The organism is Amycolatopsis acidicola (genome assembly GCF_007713735.2).
GTDB classification, from domain to species: Bacteria; Actinomycetota; Actinomycetes; order Mycobacteriales; family Pseudonocardiaceae; genus Amycolatopsis_E; species Amycolatopsis_E acidicola.
This window is the reverse complement of sequence record NZ_VMNW02000031.1, coordinates 18,915-36,271: the sequence shown is the minus strand read 5'-3', so window position 1 is coordinate 36,271 and position 17,357 is coordinate 18,915. Positions and strand designations below refer to the sequence as shown.

Below are 17,357 nucleotides of genomic sequence, written 5' to 3'. Positions count from 1 at the left end.
AAAGGAGCGTAACCATGACGACGAAAGCAAGCGGGCGTGAGCGCTGGCTCCGGATCGGGCTGCTGCTGGCCGCCGGGTTGTTCGTGGCGTATCTGGACCGGTCGAACCTGTCGATCGGCATCAAGGGCGTCGCCAGGGACCTCGGTTTCCAGGGCGGAGCCTTCGCCACCACGTCCAGCCTCACGCTGACGGCGTTCCTGTGGGGCTATCTGGTGTCGAACCTGCTCGGCGGGTTCCTCACCGCCCGGATCGACGCCAAGTGGATCCTGCTGGTTTCGGTCGTCGGCTATTCGGCCTGCACCTTCGCGATCGGGTTCAGCCCGAACGTCGCGACGCTGGTCGCGCTCCGCGTCGGGGTCGGGATCTTCGAGGGTTTCTACTGGCCGCAACAGTTCCGGCTGGCGAAGGAGTGGTTCGACGAGCAGGAGATGAGCCGCGCCAGCGCGCTCATCCAGTACTACGGCCAGTATCTCGCGCTGGCGCTCGGGTTCTTCGTGCTCACCCCGGTCTACGCCGCGTTCGACTGGCGCCACCTGTTCTGGCTGCTCGGCGGGATCGGGCTCGTGGTGATCGTGCCGCTGTACGCGGTGTTCCTGCGCTCCCGCCCTGGCGTGCCGCGGTTCGCGCCGGTCCGCATCTCCCGCACGGAAGGCCCCAAGCGGGAGCGGCTCACGCCCGCGTCGTTCGGCGGCTGGCGGTTCCTGCTCATCGTGTTCAGCTACTTCGCCAACGGCATGCTGTTCTGGGGCATCACGCTGTTCCTGCCGCAGACCGTGTCGGCGTTCGGGCTCTCCCCGACGCTGAGCGGGCTGGCCACCGCGACCCCGTACCTGGTGTCGCTGCTGCTGACCTTCCCGATGATCGCGCTGAGCGACCGCACCGGGAAACGCGGGCCGATCGCGGTGTCCGGGCTCGTCGTCGGCGGCATCCTCATCGCCTGCCTGCCGTTCACGCACAACGCGGTCGCCCAGTTCGTGCTGATCAGCCTCAGCGTCGGCTACTTCACCGCCGCCTACACGCCCAACATCTGGGCCATCGCCGTGACCCGGCTGTCGGCCACCGCGGTCGGCCCGGCGACCGGGATCATCAACGGGTTCGGCGCGGGCGGTGGCGGCATCGTCGCGGGCTGGCTCGTCGGCGGACTGCTCGCCGCGACGGGAAGCTACTTCCCCGGGTTCGCCGTGCTCGGCATCGCCGCCATCCTCGGCGGCCTCGCGCTCGCCGTGTACGTGCGCACCACTTCCGACAAGCCGTCGGAAAGCGAACAGGTCGAACAGGAGACCGTCCGGTGACCGACGTCTTCGCGGTACTCGACTCCGCGCGCTTCCTTCCACTGTGGACACCCGAGTCCGTAGCGGATGCCCAGCGCGTGGCGGCCATCGACGTGCCGGTCGTGGAGGTGGCGCTGCGTACCCCGGAGGCGATGGACGCGCTGGAGTCCTTGGCAGCGCGCACGAATGCCGTGGTCGGCGCCGGAACAGTGGTGCGGCGCGAGCAGGTCGACGAGGCCGCGGAGCGCGGGGCGAGCTTCATCGTGAGCCCGGGGTTGTCCGAGGAGGTCGTGACGCACGCGCGCGATCGCGGGCTGGCCGTGCTGCCCGGGGTGAGCACTCCGTCGGACCTGATGCGCGCGCACGCGCTCGGGTTGAGCCGGGTGAAGCTGTTCCCGGCGGGGCTACTCGGTGGTGTCGCGTGGATCTCCGCGCTCGCGGCGCCGTTTCCTGGGATGAGGTTCATGCCGAGCGGCGGCGTCACCGCGGAGAACGCCGAGACCTACCTCGCGCATCCCGCGGTGTTCGCGGTGAGCGGCAGCTGGATGCTCGCGTGAGTGCCCAGGAGCTCGTCGTCCTCGGCGAAGTGATGTTGCGGCTGGACCCGCGCGAGGAACGCATCCGCTCGGCGCGCCGGTTCGAGGTGAGCGAAGGCGGCGGCGAGTACAACGTCGGACGCGCGGTGCGCACCGTCTTCGGTGTGCCGGTGCGGTTGCTGACCGCGTGGGTGGACAATCCGGTCGGACGGCTGCTGGAGTCGCTCGTGCTGGCGTCCGGTGTGGACACCCGGGACGTGATCTGGCGGGACCCTGCGGTTCCCGGGGTCCGCAACGGCCTGAACTTCACCGAACGCGGGTTCGGCGTGCGCGCGCCGGTCGGTGTCTCGGACCGGGAGTTCTCGGCCGCGGCACAGCTCGGCCGCACGGACTTCGACTGGCCGGCGGTCTTCGCGCCCGGTCGCACCGCGTGGTTCCACACGGGCGGGATCTTCGCCGGGCTCTCCCCGGACACCGCCGCGCTCACCCTCGACGGCCTCGACGCGGCGCGGCAGGCCGGGGTCGTCACGTCGGTGGATCTCAACCACCGGCCCAGCATCTTCCGCGACGACGTCGACGGCGCACGGGCCGGCAGCACCTTCGAAGCGCTCGTCCGGCGTGCGGACGTGGTCTTCGCGGGCGTCGCCGACCTCACCGGCAGGCTCGGTCTCGGCACCGGCACGGACGGGTCTTTTCCCGCGCTGGCAACACAATTGCTCGACAAATTCCCCGAAGTGCGGACCGTGGTGGCCTCGGATCGCCGGGTGCGCTCGGCGAGCAGGCACGAGTGGCGTGTGCTGGGGCTCGACCGCGACAAGGGTGTGCTCGGCAGCCGCGACTACGACCTCGAAGTGCTGGACCGCATCGGCGGCGGCGATGCCATGGCCGCGGGCGTGATCGCCACCCTCCTGCGCGGCGGCGACCCCCAAGACGCGATCGAATGCGGCGCGGCGGCGGGCGCGCTCGCGATGACCACGCCAGGAGACCAGCTGGTCGCCGACGCCGCCGAGGTCGCCCGCGTGGCCTCGGGGACGCCTCCGGTCGCGGTGCGCTGAAACACTCGGCGATGTTCGTGATCGCTCGCGCGATTACCGGAGAACCCCGATCGCCGGGCGCCGAAACCTCAGCGATTCTCCCGGGTGCCCTCCAGCTTCGCCCGCCCGACCACATGCCCCGCCATCGCCTCGACCGCGGCGCCGAGCTTGAACCTGCCGGGGAGGCCGAGCCGCCGGTCGAGGGCGAAGAGCTGGAAGACGTAGGAATGCGGGCCGTGTGAGCGGATGGGCATCGGGCCGAACCAGCCGTGGCGGGGCCCTGCCTTGCCGAGTTCGACCCCGGTCACCCTGCCCGCCTCGGTGAGGCCGTCCACCGGGATGCCGCCCAGCGCCGGGTCGATCCCCGCCGCCAGCCCGTGGGTGTTCGGGTTCCCGAAGGGCGAGTCGGCGTCCTCGACGATGAGCACGAGTTCGACGGCCGTGCCCGGCGGAGTGGTCCAGTCGAGGGCGGGCGAGGTGTTGTGGCCGAAGAGCCGGCCGCGGTACTGCTCCGGCATCGCGCCGCCGTCCTCGAAAGCCGGGCTGCTCAGGGTGAAGGTCTCGGGCGCACGCAGCTCAGGACGCGCCCAGACGAGCTTTTCGTGGCCGACGCGCTTGTTCCTCAGCGCGACGCCGAGCGGATTCACGGGCATGGTGACTCCCAACTGCCGAGGTGGGGTTACGCCACCACACTACACGGAAGCGGAAGTCCGGTTCACATTACGGCGCCAGGGCGTACGATCGGCTACGAGATGACCGAGACGGAACGCCCCCTTCGCGCCGACGCCCGGCGCAATCGCGAGAAAATCCTGGCCTCCGCGGGCGAGCTCTTCGCCCGGCTCGGCCGCGACGCGCAGATGGACGAAATCGCCGAGCACTGTGGGTTGGGCCTGGGCACGCTCTACCGCCACTTCCCCACCAAGGAAGCGCTCCTGACAGCCATCGTCAGCCGCCGGTTCTCGCAGCTCACCGAGATCGCGCGCGACGCGGAACAGATCGAGGACCCTGGGAAAGCCTTCGAAGCACTGTTGAGCGGCTATCTCGAAGCCGCCGAAGGAGATTCGGCCTTCCAGCGGGCGCTGCTGGGCTCCGACGAGCGCCCCTGGGGCGGCATCGACGACCAGAAGGCCGAGATCCGGGAAAGCGTCGCCCGGATCATCGACCGCGCCATCGCCGCCGACGCGGTCCGGGACGATCTGACCGTGGCCGATTTCCCGGTCCTGGTCACCGCGCTCATGTCCACGATGTACTTCAGGCCGAGCCGGACCGCGGACTGGCGGCGGCACCTGGCGCTGCAACTCGACGGCATCCGCGGCCGGAGCCGGTGACCTCCGGCTCCGGCCGCGCCGTCACGCCAAGGCGTTCCACAACGTCGAGTAGATCTCCTGGAAACCGCTGCTGCGCTTGAACTCGATGCCCCGCGGCCGCGGCGCGTCCACTTCGACGCTGAGCCGGATCTGCCCCGGGTTCGAGGACATCACCACGATCCGGTCGCCGAGGTAGATCGCCTCGCCGATGTCGTGGGTGATGAACACGACGGTGAGCTGCGAGCCGGCGACGATGCGTTGCAGCTCCTCCTGCATCCGCTCCTTCGTCAGCGCGTCGAGAGCGCCGAACGGCTCGTCCATCAGCAGCACTTCGGGCCCCACGGCCAGCGCCCTGGCGATGTTCACCCGCTGCTGCATCCCACCGGAAAGCTGCCGCGGAAACCGGTCCACCGCATGGTCCAGCCCCACCAGCCGGATCGCGTCCTTGACCCGGCCCGGCCAGTCGCCTTTCGGGACCGTGCGCCGCATTTCCAGCCCGTACTGGGTGTTCTTCCGGACGTTCCGCCACGGCAGCAGATGCGGCGCCTGGAACACGACCGCCAGCTCCGGCAGCGGCTCGCGCACCTCACGATCGTTGATCACGATCGAGCCGTCGTAGCTTTCCAGCCCCGCCGCGCAGTTCAGCAGGGTGGACTTACCGCAGCCGGACGGGCCGAGCACGCAGACGATCTCGTTCTCCCGCACGGCCAGATCGACGCCCTTGAGCACCTCGACCGGCGGCGCGCCCTTCTTCCGGTCGCCGAAAACCTTGCTCACCCCACGGAAATCGACCTTCACTCCGGACGTGACACTGGTTGTCATGGTCGCGGCCTTTCCTGTCCTCGCTGGGTCGGTGCTCATTGCCCGAGCGCCGCCTTCATGTAGCTGTCATCGATGAGCTGCGACGCGTCGAACGTCTTCGCCTGCGGGTAGTCCGCGCCGAGGTACTGCAGCGACTTCTGCTCCGCGGCCAGCGAAGGCAGGAGACTCGCCGACATACAGCCGACCGCGTTCTCGTACGCCACCTTCGACGACGCGGCCGACCGCCCCGTCACCTTGCTGATCACGCTGACGGACTCGGCCTCGTGGGTCCTGAAGTACGTCGCGCCGTCGTTGATCGCGCGCAGCACGTTCTCCACCGCCGCCCGGTGCTGTTCGAGCCACGGCCCGTAGCCGACCAGCATCATCGCCGGCACGTCCTTGACCGTGCGCCAGTCCACCAGCGTGTGCACGCCGGGCAGGTGCTTTTCGACGCCGGGCAGCTGGTCCGGGCTGAGATCCGAGATCGAGTCGACCTGCCCGGACTGGAAGGCCGAGACCTGGTTCGACAGGCCGCCCAGCGGCACCTGCGTCATCGACACCCCGAACTGGTGCTCCGCCATTTCCGCCATCAGGCCCGAAAAGGCGCCCGGTTTGGAGATGGCGATGGACCTGCCGTCCATGCTCCGCGGCGTCGCGTAGTCCGGATTGGACACCCACATCACGTCGAAGGAGTCCTGCATCCGGGCGATGGCCTTCAGCTGCCTGCCGTTGAGCGCGATCAGCTCGTATCCCGGCGCCGGAATGACGGCCATGTTGACCTGTCCCGCGACCACGGCCGAGAGCAGCTGCGAGGACTCCAGGTACTTGATGTCCGGGTTGATCCCGTACTTCTGGAACAGCCCGGCGCTCGCGGCGACCGAGGGGATCATCTGGTCGGCGGTCGGCGCGCCGTAGGCGATGGTCACCTTCGTGTTGCCGGACGCGTCCTTGGTCAGTGGCTCGCCGTAGCTGGGCGCACAGGCCGAAAGCAGCGCCACGCACGCCGCCGCGGCGAGGAACCGCCGGGCGCGGGAGACCTTTTTGGACAGTGAGGTGTACACGAGCTACCTCCGCATTCGTCGTTGAATGGCCCGCGTGCTCAGGTTTCGCGCCAGGAGCCGACCTTGCGCTCCGCGACGCGGATGAGGCTGGTGAGGGTGAGCGCGACGACGGCGAGGATCACGATGCCGACGAACACGCCGCTCGAGTCGAGCATCACGCCCGATTTCAGGATGATGCTGCCGATCCCGTCGGTGCCCTCGAAGTACTCCCCGATCACCATGCCGATCAGCGCGGTGCCGATCGAAAGCCGGATGCCGGTGACCATGTAGGGCACCAGCGAGGGCAGCACGATGGTGCGGACGAGCGCGAACTGGGACGCCCCGAAGCTGTGCGCCAGCCGGAGCAGCTCCTCGTCCGCCTGGCGCGTGCCGACCATGACGTTGACCAGCAACGGGAACACCGACACCAGGACCACCATCACCAGCTGGCCCTGGAAGCCGATCCCGAACCAGACGATGATCAACGGCAGCAGTGCGATCAGCGGCGTGGAGTAGAGGATCGCGATCCACGGGTCGAAGATCGCGCCGAGCACCCGCCACCAGCCGAGGACGAGCCCGAAGACGATCCCGATGCCGATGCTGACGAGGAGCCCGATGCCGTACAGCTTGGCGCTGGCCAGCAGAGCCGTGCCCAGCGAACCGTTCCCGGCCATCACCGCGAAGGAATGCCAGACGTCCGAGGGCGAACTGCTCTGGGTGCGGTCGATCACCCCGAGCTGGGCCAGCAGCTGCCAGACGGCGAGGAGGACGAGAACCGAGACGACGCTGACCACCTTCAGCCACCGGTTCGGGAGGTGACGCCGGCGCCTGGCCTGTTTCGCCCGTCCCGCGGCCGGTACCGGCGCCGGGGCGGCGATCACGCCCCGCGCGTCGTCGAGTGTCTCTGTCCGGGACTGTGCGGGTGTGTAGCTACTCTGCTCCACAACGATTCCTCGCTATCCGCGCTCGAGTTTCCTACTGCCTCACCATGTCTGTACACAAAGGACGTTCATCGCCCGGCGGCGCGCGCCGCCAGCTCTTCGTAATCCGCGAAACCGGTGATTTCGTTGCGCTCGGCGAAAGCGACCATGCCGACGTCCGCGCCTTCGGTCGTGCCGGTCTCACGCAAGTGCTCGTACAGGGTGCCGAGCCCGCGCGCGACGGTGCGGACCGCCGCCGTCGGGTAGAGCACGATGCGGAAGCCCATCTCCGCATAGTCGGCCAGCGGCAGCTGCGGCGTTTTACCGCCTTCCACCACGTTCACGAGCGTCGGCACCCCGATCTTGGCCGGGATTTCGCGCAGCTCCGCCTCGTTCCGCGGCGCCTCCACGAAAATCACGTCGGCGCCCGCCTCCGCGTAGCGCAGGCCACGGTCGATGGCCTCCGTCAGATCCGCGACGGCCCTGGCGTCGGTGCGCGCGATGATCACCAGATCCTCATCGCGGCGGGCTTCGACCGCGGCGGACAGCTTCTCCAGCATCTCCTCGACGGGAACCACGGATTTTCCGGCGAAATGCCCGCAGCGCTTGGGAAAGGTCTGGTCCTCCAGCTGGATTCCGGCCGCACCGGCGGATTCCAGCTCACGCACGGTGTAGGCGGTGTTGACCGCGTTGCCGAACCCGGTGTCCGCGTCCACGACGAGCGCGAGCTCGCACGCGGCCGTGACCCGGCGGGTCTGCTCGACGATCTGACTGCCGGTGAGCAGGCCGATGTCGGGAAGGCCGAGCAGTGACATCGCCGTGGCCGACCCGGACAGGTAGCCGACCGAAAACCCGCTCCGCTCGGCGAGCCGGGCGCTCAGCGCGTCGTGCACTCCCGGGAGCAGCAACGGGGTCTGGTCGTTCATCGCGGCGCGCAGCCGCGCTCCGGGCGAGGTCATGACCTGCCCGCCCAGGCCTTGATGATCTCCTCGCTGGTGCTCACGAACGTCGCCGGGCGCAGGATCGCCATGGCGTGCTCGTGCGCGGCGGGCGTGTAGCTGGCGCACGCGTCCTCGGCGAGCACCACGAAATAGCCGAGCGCCAGTGCGTGCCGCGCGGTGAAGTCGATGCCGATGTCGGTGGCCACCCCGGCGAGCACCACGGTGCGGATTCCCTTGGCGCGCAAGCGGGAATCGGCCTGCGTGTCGTGGAACAGCGATGGCACCGCCTTGTCGATGACGAGTTCGTCGGGCTCCGGCTCGAACCCGGGCAGGAAGGCCGTGTCGTGCCCGCCGGGCTGCATGTAGTGCTCCGGCCGGTTCTCCCCGTGCGTCCGGCGCCCGATCCGCCACCGCTGCACCGCGTCCATCAGATCGGGCCGCGGCGCCGCGTGCCGGCTGCGCACGATCAGCGCCCCGTGCTCTCGCGCCCCGGCCATCAGGGTTTTCCACACGCCGGTCAGCCCGGGCAAAGCCGGTGACTGGCCGGCCAGCCCGTTCTGCAGATCCCACAGGACCAGCGCGGTGCGTGCGGGGTCCAGCACATCCGCGGCTGTCCGCGGCACCTCGGTTGTCTCCGTCATGGTTCACCTCTTCCCAGTGTTCACATACCGTCCACAAAGGACTCGTACGGGGCGAACAGCCGCCGGATGTCCGTGCCAGCGGACTCGCGCGGCGCCAGTCCCTGTTCGGTCAGGTACCGGACCAGGGTTTCCAGCGTGGGCCGGTTGGGGTCGATGCCATACGGCCAGACCTCGCCCCCGAAGACGTCCCGCAGGCCGTGCATGTACCCGGCCACCGAAGGAATCGGCACGCGGCTCGCGCGGATGTCCTCCAGCCGGTAGAAGTACCGGCGGCGGGCGATCTCGAACGCCCGGTAGAGGTTCGACGCCAGCCAGCGGTGCCGCGCCAGGATTTCCGGCCGGACGGCGAGCACGTTGAGGATCGGGAAGCTCCTGGTCTTGCCGAGGTACTCGCGCTCCAGCGGCCCCGGCCTGCCGAACAGCGGGGTGGTCAACCCCGGCTCGGCGGCGGGCGGGCGGGCGCTGATCACGGCGTCGACCCCGCCCGCGCCGAGCAGTTCGGCGCCGTCCACCCAGGTGACGTCGTCCGGCCCCACGCCGAACATGTCCGAGAGCATGCCCCGCACCCACACCGCGGTGGTGGTTTCCCCGCTCGCCACCGCGACCCGCGCGCCGCGCAGGTCCTCTGGGGCGCGGATCCGGCTGGTGACGTGCAGGCAGCCGTGCCGGAACATCCGCGACAGGAACACCGGCAGGGCAATGACGTCGTCGTGCCCGGACAACCGCCGCGCGACATACTCCGCGGCCGGCACCTCCGCGACGTCCCAGGAAGGTGTTTCGAGGAACTCCGCCAGCGTCCCCGGCAGCGGAAGATCCACAAAGGACGGTTCGACCCCGGCGAGCTCGATTTCCCCCGAGGTGACCGGGATCGCGAGATCGTAGGAGGTGGCCGCGATCGTCAGCGGGATGCGGTTCGTCATGACGCTGCCCCCGTCGCCGCGAGCCATTCGGGGAAGAGGTCGGCCGGATCGGGAGACCCCTGGATCATGCCCTGGGTGCGCAGATACCGCAGGTACGTCTCCAGCGTGCGGCGGTTCGGCTCGACCCCGTACTGCCAGAGCTCGCCCCCGCCGAAGAGATCGCCGAGGGATTCCACGTGCTCGTCGGCCCACGGGATCGCCACGCGGCTCGCGACCGGGTCGGCCAGCCGCTCCAGATACCGGCGCCGCGAGAGGTCGAGCGCCTCGAACAGCCGGCGCGGCAGGTCCGGATCGAGCTCGTAGAGCGGGCGGTTGATGGCGACCACGTGCATCGTGGGCACGCAGCCGGTCCGCTCCCGGTACTCCCGCTCCGCCGCCCAGGGATCGTTGTACAGCAAGCGGATCAGGCCACCCGACGCCGCCGAGCTCTCGATGCTGGACGGCGGCGCGGGCACGATCATGCCTTCGATGTCCCCCGTCCACAGCATGTCCTCCAGGCTGCGGTCGGTGATGTCGACGATCTTCACGTCGTCCGGCAGGAACGGCGGCTCCACGGCCACGCGGCGCCCCGCCTGGTCGACCCCGCCCTGGTACCAGGTGATGTCGCCGCACCGGATGCCGTGCATGTCCTCCAGCAGGCCACGCGCCCACACCCCGGCGGAGTTCGTCCACGCCGGGATGCCGATCCGGGCGCCGACGAGGTCGCGGGGCTCGCGGATCCGGTCGCCCCGCACGAAGATCGACGTCTGCCGGTACAACCGTGACGGGAACACCGGGATCCCGACGATGCTGTCGTCACCGTTGGCGCGCAACATGCCGTACTGCCCGAAGCTCATTTCGGACACGTCCCAGTCGCGGGTCCGCACGAACCGGCGGAACATCTCGGGGATCGGCAGCCGGACGAACAACGGCTCGGCCCCTTCGACCGGGATCCGGCCCTCGACGACCTCGCGCACGTGGTCGTACGAGCTGATCGCGAAGGTGAACCTGAGCGGGTTTTCCGCCTGGGTGGAGGACGAAACCCGGGTGAGAGCGGACACGTCAGTTCCTCCTTGTCTCGTCGGCGGTGGCCAGTACGCGGGACTGGATCGGCCGCCGGGACGGGAATTCCGCGAGTTCCTCGCCCATTCCGAGGCTGCGGGCCCGCGCGTAGACCATCGCGGCGAGCGCGATGTCCTGCTCCGCCGTGCCGACCGACTTGTAGAGCACCCTGTCCTCCGCGCTCCGCCTGCCGCGCGACGGGTCACGCAGGACCTGCCACAGCTCGGCGACCTTGTCCGCCCCGGCCAGGCCCAGCGCGTCGGCGGCGCGCCCGTCGCCGGACTCCAGCACGTGTCCCAGGTCGTCCACGACGACCCGGCTACAGCCCCACAGCGAGGCATCGACCTCCCGGTGTGCCGGGCGCACGGAGCTGATCGCGCAGACCAGGGCGCCCTTCTTGACGACGTCCGGGTAGATCAGCGGCGTGGCTCCCGCGCGGTGGGCGGAGAGGATGACGTCCGCGGATTTCAGCGCCGCGGGCAGATCCTCCACCGGTTCCACGGACAGGCCGAGTTCCGCGGACATCTCCTCGGCGAACAGCTTCCGGTTGGCCGGAGTGGGGCTGTACACCAGAACCCGCCGCGGCAGGTGCACCTCGCTCGACGCCCGCAGCAGGGCGCGGGCCTGTGTTCCGGAGCCGATCACGGTGAGCGTCTCCGCGTCCGGTGGGGCGAGATGCTTGACCGCGATCGCCGCTGTCGCCGCCGTGCGGTAAGCGGTGATCCAGTCGGCGTCGAGCAGCGCGAGGAGTTCCCCGTCCTCCAGGGAAATCAGCGAAATCAGGTAGCGGACGCCGTGCACCGGGTGGTAGTTCATCGCCTTGTAGCCCACGTAACCCGTGTCGTAGGCGATCACCGGCATCAGGCGGAGGAACCCCTGCCCGCCGGCCGCGTCGACCGTCAGCCGCGCCGGCAGTTCCAGCGACCCGTCCACCGGACGGGACAGCATCCCTTCCAGGCCCCCCACCACGTCCGCGGACTCCATCGCCGCGCGGATCGTGCCGTCTCTGAGAAGTAGCACCGGATTCCCTTCTACATCGGGTTGCGGCCGAGGAAGAACTCGTTCAGCCCGGGAGCCGGCGCTTCGTCGATGATCCCCGCCCGGACCGCGCCCTCGGCGAGTCGTCTGGTGGCCCCGTCGTTGAGCCGCATCGTCGGCATCCGCAGCCTGCCGCCGTTGAACCCGGCCAGCCACTCCATGTACTTCCAGCTCTGCCGGTGGATGAAATGCGCGCCCGAGTACGAAGCGGTGTCGGCCTGGCGGGCGGTCCTGGCGGGCTGGAGCCGCCAGTAGATCTCCATGGCCTCGTCCCATTTCCCCTGGTGCATCAGGTCGAAGTACTTCGGGACCGCGTCGCCGTAGTACTGGAACACGCTGGTGCCCATCCACTGCATGCCGAACCACTGCACGTGCCCCGGCGCGGTGGCTTCACGCGGGTCGGAGATCAGCAGCTTGTCCCCGCACAGCCGCAGCACGTCGGCGTGCGCGCCGTTGCCCAGGCCGCCTTCGCATTTCAGCGCGACCGCGCGCGGGTGGTCCGCCAGCTCGGCGACCAGCCGCGGCGACAGCTCGGCCGGGTGCAACCGCGCGAAGTTCCAGTGCCCCACCGAAAACAGCACCGTCGCCAGCGGCACCTCGTCCATGACCTTGGTCGAGTAGTCGTAGACCTCGCGCTCGGAGGTGGGGTAGAACGTCGGCGGGTACGACATCAGCAGCAGGCTCGCGCCGGCCGCGGCGCCCGCCTTCCCCGCCTTGATCGTCTCCTCCATGGTGTCGAAGCTGCCGTGCACCACGAGGTGGAAGTCCTCGCCGCCCTCGTCCTTGGCGATTTCCACGAACCGGAGGTACTCCTCCATCGTGGTGCCGCATTCGGAAACGGCCAGCGTGCCCCAGAACCCGTATTCCTTGCATTTGCGGACGTCGTGGCGGATCGCTTCTTCGTTCAGTTTGCTCAGGTCGTTCGAGAAGGACGGCATCAGGACGTTGCAGACACCGCGCATCTTCTCGCGCGCCCAGTCCTTCGACTCTTCCTTGGTGTATGCGGGCATGGTGGATCCTTTCGCGGAGCAGGCGGTGATCAGCGGGACCGGCTGGGCACGACGCCAGGGTCGGGGTCGCCGAGCGCGGCGGCGCGGAAGCGGTGGCTGGTGCCACCGGACAGCACGCCCAGCCACCTGTCGATGCTCTCGGGTGAGTATTCGTGCACGCGGTAGGGATAATCGGCTTCGTCGTCCACTTTGACCCCGTCGGTCTCGTATTCGCAGACGAACCCCATCGGGTCGGTGAAATAGCAGAAGATGTATTCGCCCGGCCCGTGCCTGCCGGGCCCGTGCAGTTTTTCGCCGCCGTTCTCGGATTTGCTCGCCCGCGCGATCCCGCGGAAGAACTGGTTGAGGTCGGGCATTTCCCAGGCGACGTGGTTGAGCGAGGCGTGCTGCGCCTGGGCGAACGCGATCGTGTGGTGGTCGCGGTTGCAGTACAGGAAGGTCATCTTGGTGGCACGCCGGTCACGCACTTTCAGCCCGAGGTGCTCGGTGTACCAGTCCACAGTGGTCTCGAGCTCGGTCGTGTTGAGCACGATGTGCGCGGGGAACAGCGGGACGGCGTCCCTGGTCTCCCCGGGCACTTCCGGCGCCGCCGGGGCCGGACGGTAGCCCAGTTCGACGAGCCGACCGTCGTGATCGCGGACGCGGATGGCGCGGGTGAACCCGGCACAGGCGGGGGAATCCACGATTTCCGCGCCCTTGTCCCGGATTCGCTCTTCGAGTTCCGCGTACGTCGCTTCGTCGTCGGTGACCAGGCAGAAGTGGTGCACCGACTTCTGTTCGGCCGGTACCAGCACCAGCGAGTAGTCCTCGCCGTGGTCCGTCTGCGTCGCGAGGCGCAGCGAGGATCCGTCGCGCCCGGCGTCGCGCAGGCCCCAGTCCTCGGTGTAGAACTCCGCGGCGTCGGCTGCTCGGGGCGATGCCAGGGCGACGTGATGCAGCGTCATGGTCATAACTGTCTCCTCCGTTGCCTCGGTCAGTTGTTCGCGAGCAGCCGCCAGAGCACGCCGAGGTCGGTCAGCTCCTCGAGGTTTTCCACGGTGCGCAGGATTTCGGCGGCGTTCCGTTCGCCGACGCGCCGCCCGGCCAGGTTCATGAACTTCGCCCTGATGGTGTCCGGGCTCAGCGGGTGGACCGCGCTGCCGGGCGCCGCGTCCGTGTGGCCGCGGAGTTCCCGGCCGTCGGCGAGTTCGACGAGCACCTTGACCTCGTGCCGGTGGCTGCGCCCGCCCGCGTCGATCTCCGGATCGCCGGTGATCTCGAACTTGCTTGCCAGCTCGAGGATTTCGGGGTCGCGCAGGCGGGAGTCCACGAACTGGTCGACGAAGCACTCGCCGTCGATCAGCGCCACCGAAGCGGCGTAGGACAGGTTCATCTGCGCGGTGATCGTCTGGTCGGGGACGTACCGCCAGCCGACGTGGTCGCGCGTGGCCGTCGACGCGCCGACTCGCACCCGGGTGATCTCGCCCGCCCGGAACCCGTGCTCGCGTTGCAGTTTCAGCACGGTGTCCACGGTGCTGTGCGTACTGCCGCAGGAAGAATACGGTTTGAAGCCGACATTCACCGTCTCCCAACGGGTTCCGAGGTCCTTGGACAGCTCGTCGATGACGTGGTCGTCGGCGAAGGTGGACAGGAAACCGCCGTAGGGTTCCTCGAAAATCGCCTCGATGCCGGTGAAGTCCTGTGCGGCGAGCAGCCCCGCCCGCACGCCGACCTGCGCCGCGTTCCCGGCGTGCGCGCGCTTCACCATCGCGCCGTACTGGGCGGCCATCAGGCCGCAGGCCAGGCTTCCGGCGATCCCGATCGCGTGCTGCGACTGCACCGCCGACAGCCCCTGCACCCGCGCGGCGCCACTGGCGGCGCCGAACACGCCGAGCACGCCGTTGTTGTGCCAGCCGCGCATCAGCAGGGGAACCCCGACGGCGAGCCCGACCCGGCTGGACACCTCGAGGCCGGCGATGTGGGCGGTGAGCAGGTCCGCGCCGTCGCCGCTGCCGGTCACCTCGGCCACGGCGGCGGTGGCAGGCAGCGTGGTGCCGCCGGGGTGCAGGATCGCGACGTGGTGCAGATCGTCCAGCTCGAACGAATGCGCCAGCGTGCCGTTCACGAAGGCCGCGGTGGCCGGGGACGTCCGCCAGCTGCCGCCGCCCCAAACCGTCGCGCCGCCCGCGGAGTCACCGACCTGCAGCGCCTTTTCGAGGACGTCCGCGATGGGCAGGCCGCGGCCGAACAACGCGCAGCCGAGCGTGTCCAGGATGTCGAGTTTCGCGTGCGCCCGGACGTGTTCGGGCACGGCGTCGAGAGTCAGCGCGGAAACGAACTCGCCCAATGCGGCCGTGTGCACCGCCGCCGTCGGCTCGCCGCGTTGTTTGTCGTGCCGGTCGGTCAGGTCCTGAACAGTCACCGTCGGACACCTTCCCTGTGCTCGCTTGTGTATACAGTATAACTAAGCCGCCGAGAGTCAAGAGCTCATTTGATCAGGACGAACGCGACTACGCGGCCGCGCGGAAACCCTGTGCCTGCCGCCGGAAGCGCGGGCTGGCGCCCGTCGCGACAGCGCTCGGACCGCAGGTCCACCGCCGCGTGCACGTACCCCGGGTACCCGCGAGTTACCGCGAGGATTTCGCCTTCCGGCCAGCCTTGGCGGGCTTCGGCTTCTCGTCTTCCGGCGGCTCCGTGTTCTCCACGGCGAGGCGGTTCATGATGAACAGGCGCGACTGCATGACGTGCTCCCGCATGAGGCGGCGGGCGAAGTCCATGTCCTGTGCCTCGAGCGCGCTGATGATCTTTTCGTGCTCCTGGGTCGCCGCGGTCCGCCCCGGTTTGGCGTCGACCATGTTGCTCACGTACTTGTGCACCTTGTCGCGCACGTCGTTGATCATCCCGACGACCATCGAGTCCGGCCCCGCGATGAGCGTGTGGAACTGCCTGTCCAGCGCGAGAAAGGCCTCCCCGCCCGGACCGCTCGCCATCTCCCGGTTGATGCGGCGCAGCTCCGCGACCGTGCCCGGCCCCAGCTCCTTGCGTTTGGCCAGCGCGAGATCCTCCAGCACGGCCCGGATGTCGACCAGTTCGAGCACCTGGTCGGCGGTCACGTTCCGGACCACGTAAGGGTGGTACGGCGTCGCGATCACCAGCGACTCGGCCTGCAGCCTGCGCAGCGCCTCCCGGATCGGGATCCGGCTGACGCCGTACCGCGCGGCGAGATCGACCTGGTTCAGCCGCGAGCCGTCCGCGATCTGCCCGTGCATGATCTCCTCGCGCAGGCGCTCGTAGACAGTGTCCGCCAACGACGCGCGCGGCACGAAGTTGGCGTTTTCCGCTGGGCTCACGGCGGATCCCCCGCTCGGCTCGGGTAGGTGCGGTAAACGGACAATGGTAATACAGTACACAGACTTCCGGCGCGGTCGGGGACACCTCAGGCCCCGACCCAGACCGTTTTGACGTTGCAGAACTCGCGGATGCCGTGCGCGGCCAGCTCCCGGCCGGTGCCGGAGCGCTTCACCCCGCCGAACGGCAGCTCCGGGTAGGAGGCCGTCATTCCGTTGATGAACACCTGCCCGGCCTCCAGCTCCGCGATGAGGCGTGCCCGCTCCCCCGCGTCCGAGGTCCACGCGCTCGCGCCGAGCCCGAAAGCCGTCGCGTTCGCCAGCTCGATCGCCTCGTCGAGACTGCCGGCGCGGTACAACGACGCGACCGGGCCGAACAGCTCCTCCTGGTGGATCCGCATCGCGGGCGTGATGTCCGTGATCACCGTCGGCGGGTAGAACCACCCCGGGCCGCTCAACGGCTTGCCGCCGCACAACACCGTCGCGCCCGCGGCCACCGCGTCGGCGACCAGTTCCTCCACCTCGGCCCGGCCCTGCTCGGTGGCGAGCGGGCCGACCTGCGTGCCCGCGTCGAACGGGTCGCCGACGGTGAGTTCCCGCATCCGCGCGACGAAGCGCTCCGCGAACGCGTCGTAGACATCGGTGTGCACGATGAACCGTTTCGCGGCGATGCACGACTGCCCGTTGTTCTGCACCCGCGCGGTCACCGCGACCTCCGCGGCGCGGCCGATGTCGGCCGAGGGCAACACGAGGAACGGGTCGCTGCCGCCGAGTTCGAGGACGGTGTGCTTGACCTCGTCGCCGCAGACCGCCGCCACGGCCCGGCCCGCGGGCTCGCTCCCGGTCAGCGTCGCCGCGGCGACCCGCGGATCGCGCAGCACCGGCTCGACCTGCTTCGACGAGATCAGCAAGGTCGTGAAGCAGCCGTCCGGGAAACCGGCCCTGCGCAGGACATCCTCCAGATACAGCGCGCTCTGCGGCACGTTCGACGCGTGCTTGAGCAAGCCGGTGTTGCCCGCCATGAGCGCGGGCGCGGCGAACCGCACTGCCTGCCACAGCGGGTAATTCCACGGCATGACGGCGAGGACGACGCCGAGCGGCTGGTACGCGGCGTAGGCGAGTTCGGCGCCCACCTTCGCCGCGTCGGCCGGTTCGTCGGCGAGGAACGATTCGGCGTGCTCCGCGTAGAACCGGATCCCGTTGGCGGACTTGGCTACCTCGGCCCGCGCCGACGCCAGCGTCTTGCCCATCTCGGTCGTCATCATCGCGGCGACCTCGTCCACTTCGGCGTCGAGCAGGTCCGCCGCGGCGTTGAGCCAGCGGGCCCGCTCGGCGAAAGTGGTGTGCCGGTAGGACTTCGCCCGCTCGTAGGAACGCGCGATCTTGTCCTCGATCTCGGCGGCACCGAGCTCTTCGAAGGTCTTCACCGTCCGGCCCGTCGCCGGGTCCACCGTCGCGATCACCGGGGAAACCTCCTTGGTCCGGGCACTGTCACGGGGCTCCTCCACTACCGACTCGCGCCATGTGAATT

Annotated in this window: 18 protein-coding genes; 4 read left to right on the top strand and 14 right to left on the bottom strand. The window is 69.3% G+C overall.

Going from position 1 to position 17,357, the window contains the following annotated elements; genetic code table 11:
- Window positions 1-14: 14 nt before the first annotated feature.
- The 3 genes from FPZ12_RS21150 to FPZ12_RS21140 are packed head-to-tail and all read left to right on the top strand — an operon-like array spanning window position 15 to window position 2,862.
- Window positions 15-1,292, top strand: a complete 1,278-nt coding sequence (locus FPZ12_RS21150; protein WP_144749171.1) for an MFS transporter — start codon at window positions 15-17, stop codon at window positions 1,290-1,292.
- The gene (locus tag FPZ12_RS21145; RefSeq protein WP_144749170.1) at window positions 1,289-1,828 is read left to right on the top strand and encodes a bifunctional 4-hydroxy-2-oxoglutarate aldolase/2-dehydro-3-deoxy-phosphogluconate aldolase; all 540 of its coding nucleotides are present in this window, start codon (window positions 1,289-1,291) and stop codon (window positions 1,826-1,828) included. The genes FPZ12_RS21150 and FPZ12_RS21145 overlap by 4 nt, the downstream gene beginning before the upstream one ends.
- Window positions 1,825-2,862 (top strand): sugar kinase, encoded by a 1,038-nt coding sequence (locus tag FPZ12_RS21140; protein WP_208025937.1) that lies wholly within the window; start codon window positions 1,825-1,827, stop codon window positions 2,860-2,862. Before FPZ12_RS21145 ends, FPZ12_RS21140 begins: the two co-directional genes overlap by 4 nt.
- 68 nt (window positions 2,863-2,930) lie before the next feature.
- Here the strand turns inward: FPZ12_RS21140 and FPZ12_RS21135 are convergent, their stop codons facing one another.
- On the bottom strand, window positions 2,931-3,494 hold the full coding sequence (locus tag FPZ12_RS21135) for a YbhB/YbcL family Raf kinase inhibitor-like protein (protein WP_144749169.1): 564 nt from the start codon (window positions 3,492-3,494) through the stop codon (window positions 2,931-2,933).
- 99 nt (window positions 3,495-3,593) lie between these two features.
- Here FPZ12_RS21135 and FPZ12_RS21130 point away from each other — a divergent pair, with 99 nt between their 5' ends.
- The gene (locus FPZ12_RS21130; protein WP_144749168.1) at window positions 3,594-4,169 is read left to right on the top strand and encodes a TetR/AcrR family transcriptional regulator; all 576 of its coding nucleotides are present in this window, start codon (window positions 3,594-3,596) and stop codon (window positions 4,167-4,169) included.
- A gap of 21 nt (window positions 4,170-4,190) precedes the next feature.
- Here the strand turns inward: FPZ12_RS21130 and FPZ12_RS21125 are convergent, their stop codons facing one another.
- From FPZ12_RS21125 to FPZ12_RS21065, 13 genes are all read right to left on the bottom strand, one after another.
- Entirely contained in the window at window positions 4,191-4,970 is a 780-nt protein-coding gene (locus FPZ12_RS21125; RefSeq protein WP_166462849.1) for an ABC transporter ATP-binding protein, read from the bottom strand.
- Between the two features lie 35 nt (window positions 4,971-5,005).
- Window positions 5,006-6,010 carry an ABC transporter substrate-binding protein gene (locus FPZ12_RS21120; RefSeq protein ID WP_144749166.1) on the bottom strand — a complete coding sequence of 335 codons (1,005 nt, stop codon included), beginning with the start codon at window positions 6,008-6,010 and terminating at the stop codon, window positions 5,006-5,008.
- Window positions 6,011-6,048: 38 nt separating this feature from the next.
- Window positions 6,049-6,933, bottom strand: a complete 885-nt coding sequence (locus FPZ12_RS21115; RefSeq protein WP_144749165.1) for an ABC transporter permease — start codon at window positions 6,931-6,933, stop codon at window positions 6,049-6,051.
- A 65-nt stretch (window positions 6,934-6,998) separates the two neighbouring features.
- Window positions 6,999-7,868, bottom strand: a complete 870-nt coding sequence (locus FPZ12_RS21110; RefSeq protein WP_144749164.1) for an isocitrate lyase/PEP mutase family protein — start codon at window positions 7,866-7,868, stop codon at window positions 6,999-7,001.
- Entirely contained in the window at window positions 7,865-8,491 is a 627-nt protein-coding gene (locus FPZ12_RS21105) for a cysteine hydrolase family protein (protein ID WP_144749163.1), read from the bottom strand. Before FPZ12_RS21105 ends, FPZ12_RS21110 begins: the two co-directional genes overlap by 4 nt.
- Before the next feature lie 20 nt (window positions 8,492-8,511).
- Window positions 8,512-9,411, bottom strand: coding sequence for a substrate-binding domain-containing protein (locus FPZ12_RS21100; RefSeq protein WP_150980435.1), 900 nt, complete (start codon window positions 9,409-9,411; stop codon window positions 8,512-8,514).
- Window positions 9,408-10,451 carry a substrate-binding domain-containing protein gene (locus FPZ12_RS21095; RefSeq protein WP_144756402.1) on the bottom strand — a complete coding sequence of 348 codons (1,044 nt, stop codon included), beginning with the start codon at window positions 10,449-10,451 and terminating at the stop codon, window positions 9,408-9,410. The genes FPZ12_RS21100 and FPZ12_RS21095 overlap by 4 nt, the downstream gene beginning before the upstream one ends.
- 1 nt (window position 10,452) lies before the next feature.
- Window positions 10,453-11,472 (bottom strand): ornithine cyclodeaminase family protein, encoded by a 1,020-nt coding sequence (locus FPZ12_RS21090; RefSeq protein ID WP_166462848.1) that lies wholly within the window; start codon window positions 11,470-11,472, stop codon window positions 10,453-10,455.
- Window positions 11,473-11,483: 11 nt separating this feature from the next.
- The gene (locus tag FPZ12_RS21085; protein WP_144756398.1) at window positions 11,484-12,500 is read right to left on the bottom strand and encodes a dihydrodipicolinate synthase family protein; all 1,017 of its coding nucleotides are present in this window, start codon (window positions 12,498-12,500) and stop codon (window positions 11,484-11,486) included.
- Between the two features lie 29 nt (window positions 12,501-12,529).
- Window positions 12,530-13,450, bottom strand: coding sequence for a VOC family protein (locus tag FPZ12_RS21080; RefSeq protein WP_144756396.1), 921 nt, complete (start codon window positions 13,448-13,450; stop codon window positions 12,530-12,532).
- A 23-nt stretch (window positions 13,451-13,473) separates the two neighbouring features.
- Window positions 13,474-14,901, bottom strand: a complete 1,428-nt coding sequence (locus tag FPZ12_RS21075) for an MmgE/PrpD family protein (protein ID WP_166462847.1) — start codon at window positions 14,899-14,901, stop codon at window positions 13,474-13,476.
- A 205-nt stretch (window positions 14,902-15,106) separates the two neighbouring features.
- Window positions 15,107-15,829 carry a GntR family transcriptional regulator gene (locus FPZ12_RS21070; protein ID WP_144756392.1) on the bottom strand — a complete coding sequence of 241 codons (723 nt, stop codon included), beginning with the start codon at window positions 15,827-15,829 and terminating at the stop codon, window positions 15,107-15,109.
- Window positions 15,830-15,915: 86 nt separating this feature from the next.
- The gene (locus FPZ12_RS21065) at window positions 15,916-17,289 is read right to left on the bottom strand and encodes an NADP-dependent succinic semialdehyde dehydrogenase (protein ID WP_208025936.1); all 1,374 of its coding nucleotides are present in this window, start codon (window positions 17,287-17,289) and stop codon (window positions 15,916-15,918) included.
- Window positions 17,290-17,357 lie beyond the last annotated feature (68 nt).

Coding starts and splice junctions, on each gene's coding strand:
- FPZ12_RS21150 (WP_144749171.1), top strand. CDS start 15: ATGACGACGAAAGCAAGCGGGCGTGAGCGCTGGCTCCGGATCGGGCTG.
- FPZ12_RS21135 (WP_144749169.1), bottom strand. CDS start 3,494: ATGCCCGTGAATCCGCTCGGCGTCGCGCTGAGGAACAAGCGCGTCGGC.
- FPZ12_RS21130 (WP_144749168.1), top strand. CDS start 3,594: ATGACCGAGACGGAACGCCCCCTTCGCGCCGACGCCCGGCGCAATCGC.
- FPZ12_RS21125 (WP_166462849.1), bottom strand. CDS start 4,970: ATGACAACCAGTGTCACGTCCGGAGTGAAGGTCGATTTCCGTGGGGTG.
- FPZ12_RS21110 (WP_144749164.1), bottom strand. CDS start 7,868: ATGACCTCGCCCGGAGCGCGGCTGCGCGCCGCGATGAACGACCAGACC.
- FPZ12_RS21105 (WP_144749163.1), bottom strand. CDS start 8,491: ATGACGGAGACAACCGAGGTGCCGCGGACAGCCGCGGATGTGCTGGAC.
- FPZ12_RS21100 (WP_150980435.1), bottom strand. CDS start 9,411: ATGACGAACCGCATCCCGCTGACGATCGCGGCCACCTCCTACGATCTC.
- FPZ12_RS21085 (WP_144756398.1), bottom strand. CDS start 12,500: ATGCCCGCATACACCAAGGAAGAGTCGAAGGACTGGGCGCGCGAGAAG.
- FPZ12_RS21080 (WP_144756396.1), bottom strand. CDS start 13,450: ATGACCATGACGCTGCATCACGTCGCCCTGGCATCGCCCCGAGCAGCC.